The 22,702-nt window shown below is 74.4% G+C and carries 19 protein-coding genes; 13 read left to right on the top strand and 6 right to left on the bottom strand.

Annotation, left to right across the window (positions count from 1 at the left end; translation table 11 throughout):
- The first annotated feature begins 144 nt into the window (after nt 1-144).
- Nucleotides 145-1,152, top strand: coding sequence for a DNA-3-methyladenine glycosylase family protein (locus tag ACIPXB_RS20455; protein WP_401451799.1), 1,008 nt, complete (start codon nt 145-147; stop codon nt 1,150-1,152).
- 9 nt (nt 1,153-1,161) lie between these two features.
- On the opposite strand, the gene ACIPXB_RS20450 is transcribed toward ACIPXB_RS20455, so the two are convergent.
- Genes ACIPXB_RS20450 through ACIPXB_RS20440 form a run of 3 tightly spaced genes read right to left on the bottom strand, consistent with a single transcriptional unit; the run spans nt 1,162 to nt 3,927 of the window.
- Nucleotides 1,162-2,460 (bottom strand): coenzyme F420-0:L-glutamate ligase, encoded by a 1,299-nt coding sequence (locus ACIPXB_RS20450; protein ID WP_401451797.1) that lies wholly within the window; start codon nt 2,458-2,460, stop codon nt 1,162-1,164.
- Complete coding sequence (cofD, locus tag ACIPXB_RS20445; RefSeq protein WP_401451795.1) at nt 2,457-3,410, bottom strand: 2-phospho-L-lactate transferase; 954 nt, start codon at nt 3,408-3,410, stop codon at nt 2,457-2,459. Before cofD ends, ACIPXB_RS20450 begins: the two co-directional genes overlap by 4 nt.
- A gap of 13 nt (nt 3,411-3,423) precedes the next feature.
- Nucleotides 3,424-3,927, bottom strand: a complete 504-nt coding sequence (locus tag ACIPXB_RS20440; RefSeq protein ID WP_401451792.1) for a cysteine dioxygenase — start codon at nt 3,925-3,927, stop codon at nt 3,424-3,426.
- A 634-nt stretch (nt 3,928-4,561) separates the two neighbouring features.
- Here ACIPXB_RS20440 and ACIPXB_RS20435 point away from each other — a divergent pair.
- The 3 genes from ACIPXB_RS20435 (at nt 4,562) to ACIPXB_RS20425 (ending at nt 10,145) form a co-directional block, all read left to right on the top strand.
- Nucleotides 4,562-4,825, top strand: coding sequence for a WhiB family transcriptional regulator (locus ACIPXB_RS20435; RefSeq protein ID WP_003983763.1), 264 nt, complete (start codon nt 4,562-4,564; stop codon nt 4,823-4,825).
- A 209-nt stretch (nt 4,826-5,034) separates the two neighbouring features.
- A complete protein-coding gene (locus tag ACIPXB_RS20430) occupies nt 5,035-8,634 on the top strand; it encodes a glycosyltransferase (protein WP_401451790.1) in 3,600 nt (1,199 codons plus the stop codon).
- Entirely contained in the window at nt 8,631-10,145 is a 1,515-nt protein-coding gene (locus tag ACIPXB_RS20425) for a DUF5719 family protein (protein WP_401451788.1), read from the top strand. The genes ACIPXB_RS20430 and ACIPXB_RS20425 overlap by 4 nt, the downstream gene beginning before the upstream one ends.
- Before the next feature lie 21 nt (nt 10,146-10,166).
- Here ACIPXB_RS20425 and ACIPXB_RS20420 read toward each other — a convergent pair whose 3' ends face one another.
- Complete coding sequence (locus tag ACIPXB_RS20420; RefSeq protein ID WP_401451786.1) at nt 10,167-10,631, bottom strand: metallopeptidase family protein; 465 nt, start codon at nt 10,629-10,631, stop codon at nt 10,167-10,169.
- A gap of 261 nt (nt 10,632-10,892) precedes the next feature.
- Here ACIPXB_RS20420 and ACIPXB_RS20415 point away from each other — a divergent pair, with 261 nt between their 5' ends.
- The 6 genes from ACIPXB_RS20415 (at nt 10,893) to ACIPXB_RS20390 (ending at nt 17,068) form a co-directional block, all read left to right on the top strand.
- Complete coding sequence (locus ACIPXB_RS20415) at nt 10,893-11,318, top strand: DUF3499 domain-containing protein (RefSeq protein WP_401452147.1); 426 nt, start codon at nt 10,893-10,895, stop codon at nt 11,316-11,318.
- An 80-nt stretch (nt 11,319-11,398) separates the two neighbouring features.
- Complete coding sequence (locus ACIPXB_RS20410) at nt 11,399-12,769, top strand: phosphomannomutase/phosphoglucomutase (protein ID WP_401451784.1); 1,371 nt, start codon at nt 11,399-11,401, stop codon at nt 12,767-12,769.
- A gap of 543 nt (nt 12,770-13,312) precedes the next feature.
- Nucleotides 13,313-13,498 (top strand): Trm112 family protein, encoded by a 186-nt coding sequence (locus ACIPXB_RS20405; protein WP_401451782.1) that lies wholly within the window; start codon nt 13,313-13,315, stop codon nt 13,496-13,498.
- 208 nt (nt 13,499-13,706) lie between these two features.
- Nucleotides 13,707-14,840, top strand: a complete 1,134-nt coding sequence (locus tag ACIPXB_RS20400) for an SIS domain-containing protein (RefSeq protein ID WP_401451780.1) — start codon at nt 13,707-13,709, stop codon at nt 14,838-14,840.
- 67 nt (nt 14,841-14,907) lie between these two features.
- Nucleotides 14,908-16,065, top strand: a complete 1,158-nt coding sequence (gene manA, locus ACIPXB_RS20395) for a mannose-6-phosphate isomerase, class I (protein WP_401451777.1) — start codon at nt 14,908-14,910, stop codon at nt 16,063-16,065.
- Nucleotides 16,066-16,144: 79 nt separating this feature from the next.
- Nucleotides 16,145-17,068: a cation diffusion facilitator family transporter gene (locus ACIPXB_RS20390; protein WP_401451775.1), complete on the top strand. Its 924-nt coding sequence runs from the start codon at nt 16,145-16,147 to the stop codon at nt 17,066-17,068.
- Here the strand turns inward: ACIPXB_RS20390 and lepB are convergent.
- A complete protein-coding gene (gene lepB / locus ACIPXB_RS20385; protein ID WP_401451772.1) occupies nt 17,044-17,769 on the bottom strand; it encodes a signal peptidase I in 726 nt (241 codons plus the stop codon). The genes ACIPXB_RS20390 and lepB overlap by 25 nt on opposite strands.
- A 344-nt stretch (nt 17,770-18,113) precedes the next feature.
- Here lepB and ahcY point away from each other — a divergent pair, with 344 nt between their 5' ends.
- On the top strand, nt 18,114-19,550 hold the full coding sequence (gene ahcY / locus ACIPXB_RS20380; RefSeq protein WP_401451769.1) for an adenosylhomocysteinase: 1,437 nt from the start codon (nt 18,114-18,116) through the stop codon (nt 19,548-19,550).
- A gap of 97 nt (nt 19,551-19,647) precedes the next feature.
- Nucleotides 19,648-20,280: a hypothetical protein gene (locus ACIPXB_RS20375; RefSeq protein WP_401451766.1), complete on the top strand. Its 633-nt coding sequence runs from the start codon at nt 19,648-19,650 to the stop codon at nt 20,278-20,280.
- On the opposite strand, the gene ACIPXB_RS20370 is transcribed toward ACIPXB_RS20375, so the two are convergent.
- Complete coding sequence (locus ACIPXB_RS20370) at nt 20,277-21,263, bottom strand: RDD family protein (protein ID WP_401451763.1); 987 nt, start codon at nt 21,261-21,263, stop codon at nt 20,277-20,279. The genes ACIPXB_RS20375 and ACIPXB_RS20370 overlap by 4 nt on opposite strands.
- Nucleotides 21,264-21,367: 104 nt before the next feature.
- Between ACIPXB_RS20370 and ACIPXB_RS20365 the strand changes: the two genes are divergently transcribed.
- Nucleotides 21,368-22,375 carry a stage II sporulation protein M gene (locus tag ACIPXB_RS20365; protein WP_401451760.1) on the top strand — a complete coding sequence of 336 codons (1,008 nt, stop codon included), beginning with the start codon at nt 21,368-21,370 and terminating at the stop codon, nt 22,373-22,375.
- Nucleotides 22,376-22,702 lie beyond the last annotated feature (327 nt).

Below are 22,702 nucleotides of genomic sequence, written 5' to 3'. Positions count from 1 at the left end.
GCGCCCCACCCCGGCCCCGCCGGCGTTTGAGGCGCACCGATCCAGCCCCGCCGGTGGCGGGCGCGCGCCCCACCTCAGCCCCGCCGGCGTTTGAGGCGCGGAGGTTCGGGGCCCGGGCCCTGGGGGGCGGGATACGCTCGTCGCATGGCCGGCCGATTCGATCCGCTCACCCCGACCGCCGCCCGCGGTGGCCGGACCGACGTGCCCGCGGGCCGCGGGCGGCCCGTCGGCCGCGGGGCCAAGGCCCGCACGTACGCGCCCGCCGGCGACGTCGCCGTCGACCTCGGCCTCACCCTCGGCCCCCTCCGCCGCGGCCCCGCCGACCCCACCTTCCGCACCACCCCCGACGGCTCGGTCTGGCGGGCCAGCCGCACCCCGCAGGGTGCCGGGACCCTGCGGGTCTCGCACACCGGCGACGCCGTCGAGGCCGAGGCCTGGGGTCCCGGCGCCGACTGGCTCCTGGAGACCCTGCCCGCCCTGCTCGGCGCCGACGACGACCCGGCCGCCTTCGTCCCCCGCCACCGCCTGGTCCACGCCAGCCACCGCCGCCGCCCGGGGATGCGCCTGACCCGTACCGGCCTGGTCCTGGAGTCCCTCATCCCGGTGATCATCGAACAGAAGGTCACCACCGACGAGGCCTACCGCGCCTGGCGCCGGCTCGTGCGCCAGTACGGCGACCCCGCCCCCGGCCCCGCCGGCGACGCCGGTCTGTACGTCATGCCCGACGTCCGCACCTGGGCCCGTATCCCGTCCTGGGACTGGCACAGGGCCGGCGTCGATGCCAAGCGCTCGGACACCGTCCTGCGCGCCGTCCGCGTCGCCGCCCGCCTGGAGGAGGCGGCCGCCATGGAGCTCGCCGAGGCGGCGCGCCGCCTGGAGCTGGTCCCCGGCATCGGCCCCTGGACCTCCGCCGAAACCCTCCAGCGCAGCAACGGCGCCGCCGACGCCGTCACCACCGGCGATCTGCACCTGCCCGGCATCGTCGGTTTCGCCCTCGCCGGCAACCGGCACGCCAGCGACGCGGAGATGCTGGAGCTGCTCGCCCCGTACGCCGGCCAGCGCCACCGCGCGGCCCGCCTGATCCTGCTCGCGGGCCGCGTCCCGCCCCGCCGCACGCCGAAGATGCCCCGTACGGACATCGCCCGCTGGTAGCGCCCGGCGCTACCGGACCTCGATGAACGCCGACGCCTCGCGCGCCGGCCGCTCCGCCGGTGCCCCGGCCGCGTGCCCCACGGCCACCGCGCCCATCGGGTCCCAGTCCGCCGGCAGCCCGAGGACCTCCCGCACCACGTCGCGGCAGAACATCGTCGAGGACACCCACGCCGAGCCCAGCCGCTCCCCGGCCAGCGCGACCAGGAAGTTCTGGACGCCGGCGCCCATCGCGACCACGAACATCTCCCGCTCGGCCGCGTCCCGCCGCGCGTGCCCGTAGTGGTGCGCGCCGTCCGTCACCAGGCACGGCACGACCAGGTACGGCGCGCGCCGCAGCACGTCGCCGCGGCGGATCCGCTTCGCGATCGACTCGGCGGACTTGCCGTCCCGCTCCAGGTCCGCGATCCACGCGTCCCGCATCGCGTCCAGCAGCTTCGTCCGTGCCGCCTCCGACTCCAGCAGGACGAACCGCCACGGCGTGGTGTGGTGCGGCGCCGGCGCGGTCACGGCCGCGGCCACCGCGCGCCGGACCGCGCCCGGATCCACCGGCTCGTCGGTGAACGCCCGTACGGTACGGCGCTGCGTCACCGCCTCGCGCACGGCCTCCGAGGTGCCCAGCCGGAACATGTCGTCGGCGGGTGCGCGGACCAGGTCCCGGCCGGCGCCCTCGCCCAGCACGTGGCCGAGGCCGCGCACGACCGCCACCGGGCAGCCGGTGGCCTTGCCCTTGACCAGGTCGCCGGCGGCCGCCAGCTCGTCGGCGGTCGCGGTCACGGTCGCGGTCAGCGGGTTGCCGTGGGCGTCGGTGCCGCCGCGCAGGTCGTCCAGGACCCGTACGCCGGCCGCGCCGATGGCGACGTCCGTCAGGCCGTTGCGCCACGGCCGCCCGAAGGTGTCCGTCACGATCACGCCCACGTCCACCGACAGCAGCCGCGCCAGCCCCGCGCGCAGCGCGCGGGCGGAGGCGTCCGGGTCCTCGGGCAGCAGCAGCACCGTGCCGGCGGCCGTGTTGGACGCGTCCACGCCCGCCGCCGCCATCACCAGCCCCTGCCGGTTCTCGACGATCCGCAGCGTGCCCCGGCGCGCGACCACCCGTACCGTCTCGGCGTCTATCGCCGCCTCGCGGGAGTCCGCCGCGACGATCCGGCCCTCCGCCTTGGAGACGATCTTCGAGGTGACCAGCAGGACGTCCCCGTCGCGCAGGTCGGGCGCGGCGTCCGCGATCAGCCGGGCCAGGTCGTCGCCCGGCGCGATCTCGGGCAGGCCGGCGAGGGCGCGCACCTCGTAGGAGGGGGCGGGAGCGGTCACTGGGCGGCCCCGGCCAGGTCCAGCGCGGCGCGGGCCATCGCGGCGGTCGCCGCCTCGTCGGTCATCATCAGCGGGACGGCCCGGCAGCGGATCCCCGCGGCCTCGACCTCCGCGACGGCGTCCGCGTCGGTGGTGTCCACGAGCCAGCCGTCCAGCAGTCCGGCGCCGTAGTGCCGGGCGACCGCCGCGGCCGTGGACTCCACGCCCACCGCGGCCAGCACCTTGTCCGCCATCCCGCGTACGGGCGCGCCGCCCACGATGGGGGAGAGGCCCACCACGGGCGCGTCGGCGGCCGCCACGGCCTCCCGGATGCCGGGCACGGCCAGCACGGTGCCGATCGAGACGACCGGGTTGGACGGCGGGAAGAGGATGACGTCGGCCGCCGCGATGGCCTCCAGCACTCCGGGCGCCGGCTCGGCCTGCTCCGCGCCGACCGGTACGACGGCTTCCGCGTCGACGGAGGCGCGGAGCCTGACCCAGTACTCCTGGAAGTGGATGACGCGCCGCTCGCCCTCCAGGGTCACCGCGACGTGCGTCTCGACCCGGTCGTCGGACATCGGCAGCAGCCGTACGCCCGGCTGCCAGCGGTCGCACAGCGCCTCGGTGACCGCGCTCAGCGGGTAGCCGGCGGCGAGCATCTGGGTGCGGACGATGTGGGTGGCGAAGTCACGGTCGCCGAGGCCGAACCACGAGGGTCCGACCCCGTACGCCGCGAGCTCCTCCTTGACGGTGAAGGACTCGTCGGCGCGGCCCCAGCCCTGCTCCTCGTTGATGCCGCCGCCGAGCGTGTACATCACGGTGTCCAGGTCGGGGCACACCTTGAGTCCGAACAGGTGGATGTCGTCACCGGTGTTGCCGATGACCGTGATGTCCGCGTCGGGTACGGCCGACTTCAGTCCGGACAGGAAACGGGCGCCGCCGATACCGCCGGCCAGAACAACAATGCGCATGCGACGCAGTGTGTCAGGCGCGTGCCGTGGCCACGGACTCCGGGCGCGCCGGGGAGCAGGTGTGCATGGGCATCTCGGTCAGGCCCGGGAAGTAGACGTGCAGGCTGACGGCGCCGTCGAGGGAGTCGTTGACGACGTCGTGGGCGTAGCCGGGAGCGAAGACGCGCTGGCTGCCGGCGGCCAGGGCGAGCGGGCCGCGGGCGGTGCGCTCGGTGAGCTCGCCGTCCAGGACGGTCAGCACGCCGGAGGAGGGGCCGTGGTCGTGCAGGCCGCTGCCCTGGCCGGGGACCCAGCTCAGCAGCCAGACCTCGTAACCCGGGCCGGTGCGCAGCCGGTGGTACCAGCGGGAGGTGGCGTCGTACTCGACCAGGTGCTCCCACTGGGAGCGGTCGGCGGCGAGGGAGCGGGCCAGCCCGACGAAGTCGGCGACGGTGGCCGGGTGTTCGCGGGCGGGCTGGAGCAGGTGCTGGACGGAGAGGATGTCGCCGGCGATCTGGAGGTCGCTGTCGTTGTTCATGGGGGAGGGTCCTCGACGGGTGTCAGCCGGGCAGGCGGCCGGTTGCTGTGGGGGAGGGGCGAGCTGGTGCGGGGAGACGGAGCTCCGCAGGCATCAACAGCTGCAACAGCAACAGCGAACCTGGGCAGCGCACAGGAACCCACGAATGGGGGTCCGGGTGGCGGCTGCGGTCGCTGACATGGGGACAAGGAGACCGGTTCGCGGGCGTGACTGTCAACCCGATGTCTGGTTTGGGGGAAAACTTTCACCTCATCCGGTTGCTGCGTCCGGAGAAAGGTTTGTGCAGGGCGGGCCCGGGGAGGTGGCGCTCAAACCTCGCCACGCCGACCTCGGCGCCCCGTAACCGAAATGTGATCTACGCCGCTTCTCCGGCGGCTTCGCAACCCGGTCGCGGAGTTCGTACGTCGGCTACCGGTGAGGGAGGGCCCGGCCTGTGCGCGTGGCATGTGTCGCGATTTTTGGCGATATGAACACTTACTGCCTAGGCTTGGTTCCGCAGAGTGAATAAGGGGCCCAATAGCAGATCTCGGCTTGACTGCCCCAGATACACGCACTTGTAATTTCACTCGTGTCGTTCCGGTTTGAGGCGTAACGGCACCATCACGGGGACGCGAAGACAGAGCGAGGGGCGCACATGACCGAGCTGTTTCAGGAACTGCTGGTCGAGGAGGCGGACGAGGAGCTCGGATGGCAGGAGCGCGCTCTGTGCGCCCAGACCGACCCCGAATCCTTCTTTCCCGAGAAGGGCGGCTCCACCCGCGAGGCCAAGAAGGTCTGCCTCGCCTGTGAGGTCCGCTCCGAATGCCTCGAATACGCCCTCGCCAACGACGAACGGTTCGGCATCTGGGGCGGTCTGTCCGAGCGTGAGCGCCGCCGCCTGAAAAAGGCCGCGGTCTGAACGTTCGCCGTCGCTTCACACGCCACACCGCACCACATTCGTACAGAGGTCGCAGAGCAAACGGTCCGCCTCCTGCCCCTTCCCCGCAGGAGGCGGACCGCTGTGTTCCGAGCCGTTAGTGTGGGCCGCCCCCGGACACGGTCCGGGGGCACCCCCACCCCCGGACCGCGCGTCCGGGGGGACCCCCACGCCGGAGGTCCTCAACCGCGATGTTCCCGCACAGCCCCTCCACGGCCGCCCACCAGGCACCCCCCACCCCGGAGTTCCCCCGGCACGTCGTCACGGCCGTCCTGGTCGCCCACGACGGCGCCCGCTGGCTGCCGCGCGCACTCGCCGGACTCCTCGGCCAGGAACGCCCCGCCCAGAACCACATCGCGGCCGACACCGGCAGTGCCGACGACTCCGCCCGCCTGCTCGCCGAGGCCCTCGGCGACGACCGCGTCCTGCACCTCGCCCGCCGCACCGGGTTCGGCGCCGCCGTCGACGAGGCCGTCCGCACCGCCGGCACCCTCACCCCCGAGGACCTGCCCTACCTCAAGCGGCCCAGCGGCTGGGACCCCGTCAGCCGCACCTGGCGCGACGACAGCTACGACCTCCCCGAGCTGCCCCACGGCGAACCCGTCCAGTGGCTCTGGCTCCTGCACGACGACTGCGCCCCCGAACCCGACGCGCTCACCGAACTCCTGCGCGTCGCCGACGACAACCCCGAGGCCGCCGTCATCGGCCCCAAGCTGCGCGGCTGGTACGACGGCAAGCAGCTCCTCGAAGCCGGCGTCAGCATCGCCCGCGGCGGCCGCCGCTGGACCGGCCTGGACCGCCGCGAACAGGACCAGGGCCAGCACGACCAGGTCCGCGCCGTCCTGTCCGTCTCCACCGCCGGCATGCTCGTACGCCGCGACGTCTACGAGGGCCTGGGCGGCTTCGACCGCCGGCTGCCCCTGATGCGGGACGACGTCGACCTGTGCTGGCGCGCCCACCAGGCCGGCTTCGACGTCCTGGTCGCCCCCGACGCCGTCCTGCGCCACGCCGAGGCCTCCGCCCGCGAACGCCGCACCGTCGACTGCGCCGGCCGGACGGCCGCGGGCCCCCACCGCGTCGACAAGGCCGGCGCCGTCTACACGCTGCTCGTGAACTCCTCCGGCCGGGCCCTGCCGTACGTCCTGCTCCGGCTCCTCCTCGGCACCGCCCTGCGCACCCTCGGCTACCTCGTCGGCAAGGCCCCCGGCCAGGCCGTCGACGAGTGCACCGGCCTGTTCACCACCCTGCTGCGCCCCGGCCGCATCCGCGCCGCCCGCGGCCGCCGCCGCCCCGCCGTCACGAACACCGTCCTGCGCGGCCGGGGCCTCTTCCCGCCGCCCGGCGCCACCCTGCGCGCCACCGTCGAACAACTCGCCGGACACCTCGGGGCGGGCGGCCGCGACAGCGAGCCCACCACCGCCGGCCGGCACGGCGGTGGCGTCGAGTCCGGCCCCGGCGGCGACGACGCCGACTTCCTGGAGATCGAACAGTTCGCGCGCCTGAAGCGGATCGCCCGCCGGCCCGCGCCCGTCCTCTTCGCCCTCCTCCTGCTCTCCTCCCTCGTCGCCTGCCGCGCCCTGCTCGCCGGCGGCTCCCTCATGGGCGGCGCCCTGCTGCCCGCCCCCGGCAGCGGCTCCGCCCTCTGGCACGCCTACACCGACGACTGGCACCCCGTCGGCACCGGCTCCACCGCCGGCGCACCCCCCTACCTCGCCGTCCTCGGAGCCCTCGCCACCCTGCTGCTGGGCTCCACCGAGACCGCGCTGACCCTGCTGCTCCTCTGCTCCGTCCCGCTCGCCGGCCTCACCGCCTACCTCGCCTCCAGGCCCCTGGTGGAATCCCGGCTGCTGCGCGCCTGGGCCGCCGTCGCCTACGCCTTCCTGCCCGCCGTCACCGGCGCGCTGGCCGGCGGGCGCCTGGGCACGGCCGTCCTCGCCGTCCTGCTGCCACTGATCGCCCGTGCCGCCGTCCGCGCCCACGGCTCCGGCGGCGAGCGCGGCAGCTGGCGCGCGCTGTGGACGTACACGCTGCTGCTGACCCTGGCCACCGCCTTCACCCCCGTCGTCTGGCCGCTCGCCGCCGTGCTCGGCCTGGCCGCGCTGCTGCGCCGCCGGGCCGCCTGGAAGACGTACGCGCCCCGGCTGCTCGCCGCCCTCCTCACCCCCCTCGTCGTCCTCGCCCCCTGGTCACTGGGGCTGCTCACGCACCCCGGCCGGTTCCTGCGCGAGGCCGGCCTGCCCCACGGCGCCGGCACCGCCACCGCCCTGGACCTGCTCGGCATCAGCCCCGGCGGCCCCGGCACCCTCGGCGGCGGGCTGCTCATCGGCATCGTCCTGGCCGCCCTCGCCGCACTCCTGCGCACCGACCGCGCCACCGCGATCCGCACCGCCTGGGCCGTGGCCCTGGCCGCCCTGGTGCTGGCCGTCGTCCTGGCCCGCACCGGCTGGGCCGGACCCGCCACCCTCGTCCAGGGCCTCGCCCTGCTCACCGCCGCCGTCCTCGGCGCCGACGGCGCCCGGCAGCGGCTGGCCGCCCACGGCTTCGGCTGGCGCCAGCCGCTCGCCGCCCTCATCGCCCTGGCCGCCGCCGCCGGACCGCTCGCGAGCGCCGTCGGCTGGATGGCCACCGGCGCCGACGGGCCACTGGAACGCCGCGACCCCGTCCAGGTCCCGGCGTTCGTCGCCGAGGAGAGCGGCACCCGCGACCAGGCCCGCACCCTCGTGCTGGGCGGCACCTCGCCCGCCACCGTCTCCTACACCCTCGTCCGCGGCTCCGGCGCCCGCCTCGGCGACGCCGAACTCGCCGCCGCGGCCGGCCCCGACGCCCGCCTGAGCAGGACCGTCTCCAGCCTGGTCGCGGGCTCCGGAGCCGACCAGACCGACCAGCTCGGCGGCTTCGCCATCCGCTACATCCTGGTCCGCGACGGCGCCCCGCAGGCGATGCGCCGCGTCCTCGACGCCACCCCGGGCCTGAGCCGCCTCAGCCAGCTCGACGGCAGCGCCCTGTGGCGGGTCGACCGCCAGGTCGCCCGCGTCGTCATCGTCTCCGGCAAGCCCGGCGAGGCCCCCATCCCGGTCGCCTCCGGCCCCGTCGAGGCCCATACGAAGATCGCCGCCGGTGAGGCGGGGCGCGTCCTGCGCATCGCCGACCGGGCCGCGCCCGGCTGGCGGGCCACCCTCGACGGCAAGCCGCTCACCCCCCGGACCGTCGACGGCTGGGCCCAGGGCTTCGTCCTGCCCGCCGAGGGCGGCCGCCTCGACCTCGTCCACGCCGACTCCGCCGCCGGCACCGGCTGGCGCTGGACCCAGGGCGCGCTGGCCCTCGTCCTGCTGGTGCTGGCCCTGCCGGGCCGCCGCCGCAGCCTCGACGACGACCTGCCCGACGAGGAGGCCGCGATCCCGGCACAGTCCGGCCCGGACGGGGCCGGCGACGGCCGCCGCGCCCGCCGGCTGCGCGCCCAGGAGGGAGCGGCCGCCCCCGCCGCCGAGGCCCAGGCCGACCCGTACGCGCAGCTGCCCGACGGGTCCGGGTACGGCGAGGACGCCTACGCCTACCAGGCCTACGGCGACCAGACGTACGGCGGCGACCAGGCCTATGGCGACCAGGCCTACGGCGGCCAGACGTACGCCGGCCAGGGCCACGCCCCCGCGCAGCACCCCCAGCCCTATGGCGCCCACCCCTACCCGCAGCCGTACCCGCAGGCCGGGCAGTACGCCGAGCAGGCCTACGACGCCTACGGGCAGCCCGTGGCCCACGACCCCCAGCGCCCGGACGGGAGCTCCCAGCAATGAAGCGCGCCCCCCTGACCCTGGCGGCCGTGGCCGCCGCGCTCGCCGCCGTCACCGGCGTCGCCGCCCTGACCCTGCCCGCCGCGGAGTCCGCGCCGGCCGCGTCCGGCGCGGCCGCCGCCCGGCTGCCGGTGGAGCGCTCCACCCTGGTCTGCCCGCAGCCGTCCTCCTCGGACGTCGCCGAGACGACGTACACCTCGATCACCCCCGGTGGTCCCGGCGGCCCCGCCGGCACCGGCACCGAGCGGGGCGCGGGCGGCGCCGCCCGGCTCACCGGCACCGGCAAGGAGGCCAGGCAGCTGCTGGAGCTGAAGGAACCGGGCCGGCCGGCCGCGGCCACCGCCTCCGGCGCCGACGCCCCGGCCCTGACCGGCACCGCCGACGGCGCCCTCGCCCCGGGCTGGACCGCGCAGGCGACCACCAGGGTCACCGCCGTCCAGGGCCGCGGCCTGCTGGGACTGACCTGCACGGCGCCCGCCACCGACTTCTGGTTCCCCGCCGCGAGCACCGCCAACGGCCGCCGCGACTACGTGCACCTGACCAACGCCGACGACACCCCGGCCGTGGTCGACGTCCAGCTCTTCGGGCCGGACGGCGCCGTCAAGTCCGACACCGGCCCCGGGGCCGGCGAGAACATCAAGGTCGGCCCCAAGTCCTCGGTCGCCGTCCTGCTGTCCACGCTGGCACCCGGTCAGATCGCCGACCTCACCGCCCGCGTGACCACCCGTTCGGGGCGGGTCGGCGCCTCCGTGCAGTCCACCGAGGACGCCGTCGGCGCGGACTGGCTGCCGGCGTCGGCCGACCCGGCCCCCTCGCTGGTCCTGCCCGGCATCCCGGCGGACGCGACCTCCGTACGGCTGGTCGCGTACGTCCCCGGCGAGGACGACGCGGACCTCACCGTCCGCCTCGCCGGACCCGGTGGCCCGATCAGCCCCGCCGGCAACGAACAGCTGCACGTGAAGGCCGGGATGACCGCCTCTCTGGACCTCGCCGACGTCACACGCGGCGAGGCCGGGTCGCTCGTGCTGGCCCCGGCCGACGCGAAGAAGGCCGCGCCCGTCGTGGCCGCGCTGCGCGTGGTGCGGGGCACGGGCGCGAAGCAGGAGGTCGCCTTCATCCCCGCGGCGGCCCCGGTGGGCGCGCGGGCCACGGTCGCCGACAACCGCGCGGACGCCGGGGCGACGGTGCTGTCCCTGACGGCGCCGGGCGCCGACGCCACGGTGCGGGTCACCGCCTCGCCGGGCACCCAGGGCGGCGCGCCGGCGGTCCAGGAGTACACGGTCAAGGCGGGCACGACGCTCGCGGTGCCGTCGCCGCCGGTCCCCGGGGGCGACGCGAAGGGGGCGTACGCGCTGACCGTGGAGACGGTCTCGGGCGGTCCGGTCCACGCGGCGCGCACGCTGTCCCTGCCGCAGGACGGGATCGCGATGTTCACGGTCCAGACCCTCACCGACGACCGCGGCACGGTCGCCGTCCCGAAGGCGGTGCAGGACTACACGGTCCTGGGCGGCTGAACGGGGCCGCAGCCGCGCGGGTCAGTCCTGCCCGTACCGCGGATCGACCGTCTCCGGGGACAGGCCGAGCAGGTCCGCGACCTGCTCGACCACGATCTCGTGCACCAGCAGGGCCCGCTCGTCGCGGTTCTTCGTACGGATCTCCACCGGCCGCCGGTACACCAGGATCCGGGCCGGCCGCCCCTGCTGGGCCGCGACCATCCCGCCCAGCGGCACCGCCTCGTCGTTCCAGCCGCCCTCCGGGCCGCCCGGCGCCCCCGGCACCTCGGCGACCACGAACTCCACCTCGGCCAGCTGCGGCCAGCGCCGCTCCAGCCGCTCGACGGAGTCCTGCACGAGGTCCCCGAACAGCTCCGCGCGGCTGGCCGACAGCGGTACCTGCGGGGGAGCGACCGGACCGCGCATCCCCCGGCCGTGCCGGTCACGTCGCCGCGGCCGCGGCTCCTGGGGGCGCTCGCCGGGACGCGGCGTCAGAGGGGTGTCCATCACTCACGCAGGGTAGCTCCCGGCAGGGCCCCGGCACGCGGCGGTCACCGGATGTCGGGCCCCCGGCATTCCGGCCAAGACCGGTTCCGTACCGGGAGCCGCCGGTGACCAGTCCGCCCATCCAGATTGTTGCAATCTGTACCATCTGGTGGCCGGATTCGTCCGCATCCCCGCCCTCCCGAGGCCCCCGCCACCCGCCGCCCGGCCCCGCCGCACCGGGCCTCCCAAGGGCGCGATCGCGCCACGACACGGGGGAGTGAGCTGAGGGAGAGTCGTCGCGGCCCGGTCAAGAGTGCGGTACCGTCCAACGTCGTGAGCCTTGTACGTCGCTGTTCGCGCACCGCGTGCGGCCGCCCTGCCGTCGCAACACTGACGTACGTCTACGCCGACTCGACCGCAGTTCTCGGCCCGCTCGCCACCTACGCCGAACCCCACTGCTACGACCTGTGTGCCGAGCACTCGGAGCGCCTGACCGCGCCCCGCGGCTGGGAGGTCGTCCGGCTGTCCGACGGTTCCGGGCCGTCCCGCCCCTGCGGCGACGACCTCGAAGCCCTGGCCAACGCCGTCCGCGAAGCCGCCCGTCCGCACGACCGCGCGGCCGAGGCAGGCGGTTCGGGACCCGGCGGCCCCACCCCCGGCGAGACCCGCCGCGGCCACCTGCGCGTGCTCCGCTCGCCCGACTCCTGACCTGCGGATCGGCCGCCGGAGCGGCCCCGGGCGCACGGTAGGTTGGGCAGCCACCGCACAGAACCTCGGGAGGGCAGGCAGTGGCTGCTGATCTGACGAACATCGTCAAGGCGTACGACGTACGAGGCGTCGTGCCGGACCAGTGGGACGAGAGCCTGGCAGAGCTGTTCGGCGCCGCGTTCGTCGAGGTCACGAGCGCGACGGCGATCGTCGTCGGCCACGACATGCGCCCTTCCTCGCCCGGCCTGTCCGCGGCCTTCGCCCGCGGCGCCGCCGCCCGCGGCGTGGACGTCACCCTGATCGGGCTGTGCTCCACCGACCAGCTCTACTACGCCTCCGGCTCCCTGGACCTGCCCGGCGCGATGTTCACCGCCTCGCACAACCCGGCCCAGTACAACGGCATCAAGCTGTGCCGCGCGGGCGCCGCCCCGGTCGGCCAGGACACCGGCCTCGGCCAGATCCGCGCCCTCGTCGAGACCTGGCTGGACGAGGGCGCCCCGGCGGTCCCCGCCGGCACCATCCCGGGCACCGTCACCGAGCGCGACACCCTCGCCGGGTACGCCGCCCACCTGCGGGGCCTCGTGGACGTCAGCGGCATCCGCCCGCTCAAGGTCGTCGTCGACGCGGGCAACGGCATGGGCGGCCACACCGTCCCGACGGTCTTCGAGGGCCTGCCCCTGGACCTGGTCCCCCTGTACTTCGAGCTGGACGGCACCTTCCCCAACCACGAGGCCAACCCGCTCGACCCGAAGAACATCGTCGACCTCCAGGCCCGGGTGCTGGCCGAGGGAGCCGACCTCGGCATCGCCTTCGATGGCGACGCCGACCGCTGCTTCGTCGTCGACGAGCGCGGCGAGGGCGTCTCCCCGTCCGCCATCACGGCCCTGGTCGCCGCCCGCGAGCTGGCCCGCAACGGCGGCACCGGCACGATCATCCACAACCTGATCACCTCGTGGTCCGTGCCGGAGATCGTCCGCGAGCACGGCGGCACTCCGGTCCGCACCCGCGTCGGCCACTCCTTCATCAAGGAGGAGATGGCGAAGACCGGCGCGATCTTCGGCGGCGAGCACTCGGCGCACTACTACTTCAAGGACTTCTGGAACGCGGACACCGGCATGCTCGCCGCGCTCCACGTCCTGGCGGCCCTCGGCGGCCAGGACGGCCCCCTGTCCGGCCTGGTCTCCTCCTTCGACCGCTACGTGGGCTCGGGCGAGATCAACTCCACGGTGGCCGACCAGGCCGGCCGCCTGGCGGCGATCAAGGCGGCCCACGCCACCCGGGACGGCGTCACCCTCGACGAACTCGACGGCCTGACGGTGTCCGCCGACGACTGGTGGTTCAACCTCCGCGCCTCGAACACCGAACCGCTGCTGCGCCTGAACGTAGAGGCCCGCGACCCGGCCACCCTGACCCGAATCCGCGACGAGGTCCTGTCCCAGGTCCGCGCGTAACCCCGCAAGCGCACCCGGTGAGGGGCGCGGGGAACTGCGCGAGCAACCACCCACCCCCCGCACCGGGCCGCACCTCGTGAGGGGCGCGGGGAACTGCGCGAGCAACCGAACACAACCCGCACCTTCGTACGGGCCCGCACCCGGTGAGGGGCGCGAGGAACTGCGCGAGCAACCACCCACCCCCGCACCCTCACACCGGCCCGCACCGGGTGAGGGGCGCGAGGAACTGCGCGAGCAACCACCCACCCCCGCACCCTCACACCGGCCCGCACCGGGTGAGGGGCGCGGGGAACTGCGCGAGCAACCGAGTCCGGCCCGCACCCTCGCGCACCCGGCCCGCCCGCGCCCCGCACCCGGCCCGCCCCCGCCCCGCACCCGCCCTCACCCGGCCCGCCCCCGCCCCCGCCCCCCGACCCACCCGTGGATCCGGCGGACCTTGGTCACGATCAGGCCCCGCGACGCCCACCGCGCCGCGCCACCGCCCTCACAGCGGTACGCTGACCTGGCCCAACCGCATACCCGCCCGTTCGAAGGGACGCCCCCATGCCGCTCGAAGCCGGCCTTCTGGAGATCCTCGCCTGCCCCGCCTGCCACGCGCCCCTCGAGGACCGCTCGGCCGACGAGACGGCTCCCGAGCTGATCTGCACCGGCACGGACTGCGGTCTGGCCTACCCCGTCCGTGACGGCATCCCCGTCCTCCTGGTGGACGAGGCCCGCCGCCCGGCCTGAGCCGCCGGCCCACGCCACGCGTCAACCGCCCGGCCGCGCAGCCGCGCACCCGCACAGCCGCGCACCCGCACAGCCGCGCACCCGCACAGCCGACGCAAGCCACACCTGCCACGCCACGCCACGCGTACACCGCACCCGCCACGCCACGCGTAACCCGCACACGCCGCGCCACGCGTACCCCGCACCGCGACGACGACCGGAGGCCGCCATGCTCGACGAGTCGCTGCTCGACGCACCGGAAGAGCTCGCCCGCGTAGACCGGCGCGGTCTGCTCCGCGGTGCCGCCGAGGCCGGGGCCCGGGTCCGCACCGCGGCCCGGCACGCGACCGAGGCCGGCCTGGCCGACCTCCGCCCCGACGGCCGCCCCCGCGCCGTCATGATGGCCGGCCCCGGCACCGCGGCCAACGGCGTTGCCGACCTGCTCGCCGGCCTGGCCGGCGCCGCCGCCCCGGTCACCCGCCTCCAGCCCACCGGCGTCGCCCCCGCCGCCGGCGCCCTGCGCTGGGTGCTGCCCGGCTGGGCCGGCCCGGTCGACCTGCTGCTCATCACCACCATCGACGGCACCGAGCCGGGCCTGGCACTCCTGGCCGAGCAGGCCTACCGCCGCGGCTGCACCGTCGTCGCCGTCGCCCCCGAGCGGTCCCCGCTCAGCGAGGCCGTGGGCGGCGCCCACGGACTGCTCGTCCCGATGGCCCTGGCCCCGTACCAGGAGTACGACGAGAGCGCCGCCGCCGGCCCCGGCGCCCTGTGGGCCCTGCTGACCCCGCTGCTGGTCCTGCTCGACAAGGTCGGCCTCGTCCAGGCCGCCCCCGAAACGCTCCAGCTGGTCGCCGACCGGCTCGACCGCACCGCCGAGCGCTGCGGCCCGGCCATCGCGACGTACTCCAACCCCGCCAAGACCCTCGCCGCCGAACTCGCCGACTCCATCCCGCTCATCTGGAGCGAGGGCGCCTGCGCCGCCCCGGCGGGCCGCCGCTTCGCCGCCACCCTCGCCGAACTCGCCGGCCGCCCCGCCCTGGCCGCCGACCTCCCCGAGGCGCTGCCCGCCCACGGCGTGCTCCTCGCCGGCGCCTTCGCGGCCGGCGCCGCCCCCGAGGACTTCTTCCGCGACCGGGTGGAGGAGCCGCAGGCCCTCCACGCCCGTGTCATCCTGCTGCGCGACCGGCCGGCCGGCGGACTCACCGCCGCGCCCGCCGCCCGCGAACTCGCCCTCAGCCACGACACGGCCATCAGCGAGCTCGAACCGGAGGAGGGCGGCGAGCTCGAACAGCTCGCCGAGCTCCTCGCCGTCACGGACTTCGCCACCGCCTACCTCGCGCTGGCATCCACCAGGCGCCCCTGATACGGCGTCCGCCGCACCCGCCCGTCCGACGCCGGCCGCCCCCTCCCCTTCACAAGGAAGCCGCACGATGGACCGCCTCACGAACACCGTCCGCCCCTACGCCTGGGGCTCCACCACCGCGATCCCCGCCCTCCTCGGCGTCGAACCCACCGGTGAACCCCAGGCCGAGCTGTGGATGGGCGCCCACCACGGCGCCCCGTCCCGCCTCGACCGCGGCACCGGCGAGGCCACCCTCACGGACGTCATCGCGGCCGACCCCGAGCGCGAGCTCGGCGCCGCCACCGTCGCCAAGTTCGGCCCCCGGCTGCCCTTCCTCCTCAAGATCCTCGCGGCCGGCGCCCCGCTCTCCCTCCAGGTCCACCCCGATCTCGCGCAGGCGCGCGCCGGGTTCGCCGACGAGGAGAGCCGCGGCATCCCGCTGCACGCGTCCCACCGCAACTACAAGGACGCCAACCACAAGCCCGAAATGCTCTGCGCCCTCACGCCGTTCGACGGCCTGTGCGGCTTCCGCCCCCCGCTGGAGGCCGCCGAGCTGCTCTCCGGCCTCGACGTCGACTCCCTCAAGCCGTACGTCGACCTGCTCCACGCCCACCCCGAGGACGCGGCCCTGCGCGAGGTCCTGACGGCCGTACTCACCGCCGACCCCGAGGAGATGGCCCGCACCGTCACCGAGGCCGCGGCCGCCGCCGAGCGCCTCGGCGGCCCGTACGCCCCGTACGTGCCGCTCGCCCACCACTTCCCCGGCGACCCCGGCGTGATCGCGGCCATGCTGCTCCACCACGTCCGCCTCCAGCCCGGCGAGGCCATGTTCCTCGGCGCGGGCGTTCCGCACGCCTACCTCGACGGCATGGGCGTGGAACTGCTCGCCAACTCCGACAACGTGCTGCGGGCGGGCCTGACCCCCAAGCACGTCGACGTCCCCGAACTCCTGAAGGTGGTCCGCCTCGAACCGGGCGAACCGCACATCCTGCGCCCCGAGGGCAACGGCGAGGAGGTCTACGAGGCCCCCATCGACGAGTTCCGGCTCTCCCGCTTCGTCCTGCCCCCCGGCGCCGCCCCCGTCACCGTCCCCGCCGGCGCCCCGGAGATCCTGCTGTGCACCGCGGGCCGCCCGAAGGCCGGCGAACTGACCCTCGCGCCGGGCGAATCCGTCTTCGTCCCCGCCGACGAGCGGGTCGAATTGTCCGGTTCGGGCACCATCTACCGCGCGACCGTCGTCCTCTGACGCGGCCTCGGTGCTCACGGCTGCAACAATGTGCGGCCGTAAGCACCCAGCACCCGCTAGGAAGGGACATCCCGCACCCATGAGCGCGTCAGGCGGAACCAGGGCGATCGTGGCGGCTCTCGCCGCCAACCTCGCCATCGCCGCAGCCAAATTCGTGGCATTCATCTTCAGCGGCTCGTCGTCGATGCTCGCGGAAAGCGTCCACTCGCTCGCCGACTCCGGCAACCAGGGCCTGCTGCTCCTCGGCGGCAAGAAGGCCAAGCGCGAGGCGACGCCGCAGCACCCCTTCGGCTACGGGCGCGAGCGCTACATCTACGCGTTCCTCGTCTCCATCGTCCTCTTCACCGTCGGCGGCATGTTCGCCATCTACGAGGGCTTCGAGAAGATCCAGCACCCGCACCCGATCGAGGCCTGGTACTGGCCGGTCGGCGTCCTCGTCTTCGCGATCATCGCCGAGAGCTTCTCCTTCCGTACGGCGATCAAGGAGTCGAACGAGGTCCGCGGCGGCCTGACCTGGACCCAGTTCGTCAAGCGCGCCAAGGCCCCCGAGCTGCCCGTGGTCCTCCTGGAGGACCTCGGCGCCCTCGTCGGCCTCGTCCTGGCCCTCGGCGGCGTCGGCCTCGCGCTGCTCACCGGCGACGGCGTCTGGGACGGCATCGGCACCCTGTGCATCGGCGTCCTGCTCATCCTGATCGCGATCGTCCTGGCCGCCGAGACCAAGTCGCTGCTGCTGGGCGAGGCCGCCGGCGCCGACCAGGTCCAGAAGATCGAGGACGCCATCGTCGACGGCGACACCGTCACGCGCCTGATCCACATGCGCACGCTCCACCTCGGCCCGGAGGAACTCCTGGTCGCCGCCAAGATCGCCGTCAAGCACGACAACACCGCCACCCAGGTCGCGCAGGCCATCGACGCCGCCGAGGCCCGTATCCGCGAGGCGGTCCCGATCGCCCGCGTGATCTACCTGGAGCCGGACATCTACGAGCCGGCGGCCGGAAAGTAGCCACCGCCCGGCGTCCCCGGACCCACCGAAGGCCCCTGCTCCAGCGGGGGCCTTCGCCGTGCCCGCCGCCGGACCGCCAGCGCCCAGCCGCCCAGCCCCGCGCCGACGCCGATGACCGCCACCCCCGCGACCCGGGCCCGGTCCCGGTCCAGCAGCCCCGCCGGCCGCGCGACGCCCCGGCCGCGCACCGCCGACAGCGGCAGCGAGCCGCTCTGCTCGTCGAGATGGCACGCGGAGTCGTTGGAGTTCGCCCGGTGGTCACCCAGCACGAACATCCGCCCCTCGGGCACCGTCACCTCGAACGGCACCACCGACGGCGTCCGGCGGTCCTTCAGGTACGGCTCCTCCAGCGGCGCCCCGTTGAGCATCAGCGTGGCATCGCCCCTGCGGTACGAGATCCGGTCGCCGCCCAGCGCCACCACCCGCGTGAGCACCAGCCCGTCGGGCACCCATTCCGGAGCGGACAGGACCACGACGTCCCCGCGCGCCACCGTCACCTCGGCCGTGGCCGCGTGCGCGAACCAGGCCCGGTCCCCGAGCGGGTAGGCCGGTTCCATGTGCTGCGAGGCCACGTCGTACCCCCACACCTCGTGCCCGGTCGTCACCACGCCCGCCACGAACGGCACCAGCGGCAGCGCCACCCCGCACGCGATCAGCACGATCGCCGAGATCCCGCGTCCGATCCCCGGTCCGCGCCCCATGAACCCAACCCCTCCGCACAGCCTTCGCCCGCGCGCGACGCGCGTGCGCGGGGCAGCGTACGGAACGCGGCGGGACCCCGCCCCACCGGGGTGCGGGGCCCGGACCCGGCCGGGAGTCCCTCGGCCATGTCCCTCGGCCATGTCCCTCGGCGGGCTGGGGTCCGCTGGGCCGATCGGTGTAGATTCTTAGGCGGTGTCAGACGTCGCTGCTGATGGCGGGTCGGGCGGTCCTCGCGACCGGCCGAGGGGAGAGAGGGCCCCCGACGGACTGCGCCCGGTGCGCCCCCCGGGGTGCACGGCTCAGCCGTACCCACCCTCTCGACGAACCATGAGGAGCAGCACGCATGGACTTCAAGGTCGCAGACCTCTCCCTCGCCGCCTTCGGCCGCAAGGAGATCACCCTCGCCGAGCACGAGATGCCGGGCCTGATGTCGATCCGCAAGGAGTACGCGGAGGCCCAGCCCCTCGCCGGCGCCCGGATCACCGGCTCCCTGCACATGACCGTGCAGACCGCCGTCCTGATCGAGACCCTGGTCGCCCTCGGCGCCGAGGTCCGCTGGGCCTCCTGCAACATCTTCTCCACCCAGGACCACGCGGCCGCGGCCATCGCCGTCGGCCCGAACGGCACCCCGGAGAACCCGCAGGGCGTTCCCGTCTTCGCCTGGAAGGGCGAGACGCTGGAGGAGTACTGGTGGTGCACGGAGCAGGCCCTGACCTGGCCGAACACCCCCACCGGCGGCCCGAACATGATCCTCGACGACGGTGGTGACGCCACCCTCCTCGTCCACAAGGGCGTCGAGTTCGAGAAGGCCGGCGCCGCCCCGGACCCGGCCACCGCGGACTCCGAGGAGTACGGCCACATCCTCACGCTCCTCAACCGCACCCTGGGCGAGACCCCGCAGAAGTGGACGCAGCTCGCGTCCGAGATCCGCGGCGTCACCGAGGAGACCACCACCGGTGTCCACCGCCTCTACGAGATGATGGCCGAGGGCAGCCTGCTCTTCCCGGCGATCAACGTGAACGACGCCGTCACCAAGTCGAAGTTCGACAACAAGTACGGCTGCCGCCACTCCCTGATCGACGGCATCAACCGCGCCACCGACGTCCTCATCGGCGGCAAGGTCGCCGTCGTGTTCGGCTACGGCGACGTCGGCAAGGGCTGCGCCGAGTCCCTGCGCGGCCAGGGCGCCCGCGTCATCGTCACCGAGATCGACCCGATCTGCGCCCTGCAGGCCGCGATGGACGGCTACCAGGTCGCGACGCTGGACGACGTGGTGGAGACGGCCGACATCTTCATCACCACCACCGGCAACAAGGACATCATCATGGCCACGGACATGGCCAAGATGAAGCACCAGGCCATCGTGGGCAACATCGGCCACTTCGACAACGAGATCGACATGGCCGGTCTCGCCAAGATCGAGGGCATCGTCAAGGACGAGGTCAAGCCGCAGGTCCACACCTGGACCTTCCCCGACGGCAAGGTCCTGATCGTGCTGTCCGAGGGCCGTCTCCTCAACCTCGGCAACGCCACCGGCCACCCGTCCTTCGTGATGTCGAACTCCTTCGCGGACCAGACCCTGGCCCAGATCGAGCTCTTCACCAAGCCGGACGAGTACCCCATCGGCGTCTACGTGCTCCCCAAGCACCTCGACGAGAAGGTCGCCCGTCTCCACCTCGACGCGCTGGGCGTCAAGCTCACCACCCTGCGCCCGGAGCAGGCCGAGTACATCGGCGTCAAGGTCGAGGGCCCGTACAAGCCGGACCACTACCGCTACTGAACCGCCCGGCAGCAGACAGCGGCAGCACCAGCACCGAAGGCAGGCCCCCGGCACCCGTTGCCGGGGGCCTGCCCCCGTTCAGACGTCAGGAACGCCCATGCCCCGCGGCCGCTATTCGCTCCACGACCTCCACGACCACACCCCCCTCTACGAAGAGCACTTCCACTGCGCCCCCGGCCCCTCCGGCTGGCGCTACGTCTCCCAGCTCACCGGCCCCGGCGGCGAGCACCGCGGCTCCGTCGACCTGGCCATCGACGAACTCGGCCGCCCCATCCGCCTCGAACTGAACGCCGCGAGCTGGCAGGTCCGCGCCGCCGCCATCGACGGCGTCACCTGGGTCCGCACCGACCCCACCGGGACCGAGGCGACCGAGGGCAACGTGCACGCCCCCGCCTTCACCGGCAGCTCCCCGGCCTTCCTCGTCGCCACCGCACGCCTGCTGCGCCTGACCCCGGGCGCCCCCGCGACCCGGGTCCGGCTCGTCCACTTCACCGACCCGGTCCTCGCCCCCCGCACGGTGGACCAGGCGTGGGCCCTGCTGAAGAGCGAGGCGCACGCCACGGACAGCGGCCCCCTGATGGTGGACGAGTACCGCGTCAGCGCCCTGGACACGGGCGAGGTCCACACGGTGCACCTGGCCGGGGACGTGGTCCTCTCGGCCCCCGGCATCGAGCTCGAACACCTGGAGAGCCCGCCGTCGACGTTCCCCCAGGACGGCCAGGACGGCTAGGAAGGCGGCGCGAACCCACCCGAGGCCGGCGGCACGGGAGCGGCCTGCGCGGGTGCGGGCGCGGGCGCCGCGACCGGGACCTGGACCGGAGCAGGCCCCGGCCCGGGATACGGCGCGGGATACGCCGCCGGCTGCCCGTGCGCCCCGTACCCCTGGTGCGGCTGCTGCCCCTGCGGGTGCTGAGGAGCGTGCCCCGGGTACTGGTACCCCGCGTGCGGGGGCTGCTGCCCCGGCGCGCTGCTGAAGGCCCGCGCCGCGTCGCGCGTCTGCCGCTCGTGCACCACCGCCGCCAGGTACGCGGCGGCCGGCACCCCGGCCGGCGGCGGCGTACCCGTCTTCGCCACCAGGTCGTCGGCCAGCTTCACCGCCATCGCGGCACCGATCTGCGGGTCCAGCTGCCCCATCCGCGTCAGGTACTGGCGTATCGCGAGCCACAGCCCGTCCGGTACCGCCGACAGGTCCAGCCCGGTGAACCGCCCGGCGAGCCACGGCGGCGGAGGCGGCACCGGCATCACCCGCGCCGCCGGCACCCGCTCACGGACCACCAGCGTCCCCCCGAACACGTCCCCGAGCCGCCGCCCGTTCTCCGAGACCAGCGACGAGATCACGGCCACGGTCCCGAAGGTGCCCAGCAGCTCGACCGTCCCCATCGCCCCGCGCACCAGCGCGTGCCGGAACCGGATCGGGCCGCCGTCGTCCCGTACGACCCGCAGCCCGCACGCGAGCTTGCCCAGCGAACGCCCCCGGCTCAGCGTCTCCACGGCGATCGGCACACCGACCAGCACGAGGATGAACGACGCGACCGACACGGCGGCGACGGCGGCGTCGTCCAGCGACGCGGTCGCGACGGCCAGCCCGATCGACAGCAGCAGATATCCGGTGATGTAGACGCAGAGGTCGAGGAGGATCGCCAGCGCCCGGCTCGGCAGTCGTGCCGGCCTCAACCCCAGGACGACCGCGTCCCCCGTCACCAGATCGCTCACCGATGCACACCCTTCACGTGACCTGACCCGCCCCTTGTCCTGCAAGTCTGCCAAGCTGACCACAGTACGAGTAAGGGACCTGGGGCAGGGGAGCGGTAAACCGGATGGATCTCGACGTCTTCGTGGCCGCACACCGGGCGGAATGGGACCGGCTGGAGCAGCTCCTGGGCCGAGGCCGCGCGCTGACCGGCGCGGAGGCGGACGAGCTCGTCACGCTCTACCAGCGCACCTCGACGCACCTGTCCCTGATCCAGTCCAGCGCTCCCGACCCCCTGCTCACGGGCCGGCTGACCCAGCTCGTCGCCCGCGCCCGCTCCGTCGTGACCGGCACCCGCCGTGCCGGCTGGCGCGACGTCGCGCGGTTCTTCAGCGCGGGTTTCCCGGCCGCCGTCTACCGCAGCCGCCGCTGGTGGATCCCCACCGCGCTGCTGTCCACGGCGCTGGGCGTGCTCATCGGCTGGTGGATAGCCACGCACCCCGAGGTGCAGGGCGTGATCGCCGCCCCGGAGGAGCTCAAGGAACTGACGAAGCCCGGCGGCGGCTACGAGACGTACTACTCCAGCCACCCCGCGGCGTCGTTCGCCGCCCAGGTGTGGACGAACAACGCGCGGGCGGCCGCGATGTGCCTGGTCCTGGGCGCGTTCCTCGGGCTCCCGGTGCTGTGGATCCTCTTCCTCAACATGGCGAACCTCGGCGTCGGCTTCGGACTGATGGCCTCCGCCGGCCGTCTGGACGTCTTCCTCGGCCTGATCCTCCCGCACGGCCTGCTCGAACTGACCGCCGTCTTCGTCGCCGCCGGCATGGGCCTGCGCCTGGGCTGGACGGTCATCGACCCGGGACCGCGCACGCGCCGCGCCGCCCTCGCCGAGCAGGGCCGGGCTGCCCTGGGCATGGCCATCGGCCTGGCGGTGGTCCTCTTCGTCGCCGGCCTGATCGAAGGCTTCGTCACCCCCTCCGGCCTGCCCACGTGGGCCCGGATCGCCATCGGCGTCGTGGCCGAGGCGGCCTTCCTGGTCTACGTCTACGTGCTCGGCGGCCGTGCCGCACGGGCCGGCGAGGTGGGCGACGTGGAGGCCGCGGACCAGAGCGCGACACAGCCCACCGCGGCCTGACACCGGCCGATGTGCGGAGCGCCCCGCCAAGCTGCTAGTCTCCTCGTCGTCCCGCAAAGACTGTTGACACAGTCCGCGTGGGGAGGTAGATTCGAACGGTTGCCTCGGACTGGACAGTGCGAGGGCAGCTTGATAAGATCTTCTTCGCTCCCGATCTGGAATTGGATTCCACGGTGGAGCACACTCCGATTCCTCATCAGGATCTGAACACCGGGAAAACCGGTGGAAAACTTCTGATAGAGTCGGAATCGCCGGAAAGGGAAACGCGAGAGCGAGGACCTGGAAAGCACCGAGGAAATCGGATCGGAAAGATCTGATAGAGTCGGA

The sequence above is a fragment of the Streptomyces sp. NPDC090022 genome (assembly GCF_044748145.1).
Lineage (GTDB): Bacteria > Actinomycetota > Actinomycetes > Streptomycetales > Streptomycetaceae > Streptomyces.
The sequence above is the reverse complement of the archived record's forward strand: the minus strand, read 5'-3'. Positions and strand labels throughout refer to the sequence as shown.

Bases quoted from the DNA above. Each gene is read 5' to 3' on its own strand.
- ACIPXB_RS20435 (WP_003983763.1), top strand. From the start codon at position 4,562: ATGACCGAGCTGTTTCAGGAACTGCTGGTCGAGGAGGCGGACGAGGAG.
- ACIPXB_RS20430 (WP_401451790.1), top strand. From the start codon at position 5,035: ATGTTCCCGCACAGCCCCTCCACGGCCGCCCACCAGGCACCCCCCACC.
- ahcY (WP_401451769.1), top strand. From the start codon at position 18,114: ATGGACTTCAAGGTCGCAGACCTCTCCCTCGCCGCCTTCGGCCGCAAG.
- ACIPXB_RS20375 (WP_401451766.1), top strand. From the start codon at position 19,648: ATGCCCCGCGGCCGCTATTCGCTCCACGACCTCCACGACCACACCCCC.
- ACIPXB_RS20440 (WP_401451792.1), bottom strand. From the start codon at position 3,927: ATGAACAACGACAGCGACCTCCAGATCGCCGGCGACATCCTCTCCGTC.
- ACIPXB_RS20405 (WP_401451782.1), top strand. From the start codon at position 13,313: ATGCCGCTCGAAGCCGGCCTTCTGGAGATCCTCGCCTGCCCCGCCTGC.
- ACIPXB_RS20390 (WP_401451775.1), top strand. From the start codon at position 16,145: ATGAGCGCGTCAGGCGGAACCAGGGCGATCGTGGCGGCTCTCGCCGCC.
- ACIPXB_RS20425 (WP_401451788.1), top strand. From the start codon at position 8,631: ATGAAGCGCGCCCCCCTGACCCTGGCGGCCGTGGCCGCCGCGCTCGCC.
- cofD (WP_401451795.1), bottom strand. From the start codon at position 3,410: ATGCGCATTGTTGTTCTGGCCGGCGGTATCGGCGGCGCCCGTTTCCTG.
- lepB (WP_401451772.1), bottom strand. From the start codon at position 17,769: ATGGGGCGCGGACCGGGGATCGGACGCGGGATCTCGGCGATCGTGCTG.
- manA (WP_401451777.1), top strand. From the start codon at position 14,908: ATGGACCGCCTCACGAACACCGTCCGCCCCTACGCCTGGGGCTCCACC.
- ACIPXB_RS20365 (WP_401451760.1), top strand. From the start codon at position 21,368: ATGGATCTCGACGTCTTCGTGGCCGCACACCGGGCGGAATGGGACCGG.
- ACIPXB_RS20420 (WP_401451786.1), bottom strand. From the start codon at position 10,631: ATGGACACCCCTCTGACGCCGCGTCCCGGCGAGCGCCCCCAGGAGCCG.
- ACIPXB_RS20455 (WP_401451799.1), top strand. From the start codon at position 145: ATGGCCGGCCGATTCGATCCGCTCACCCCGACCGCCGCCCGCGGTGGC.
- ACIPXB_RS20400 (WP_401451780.1), top strand. From the start codon at position 13,707: ATGCTCGACGAGTCGCTGCTCGACGCACCGGAAGAGCTCGCCCGCGTA.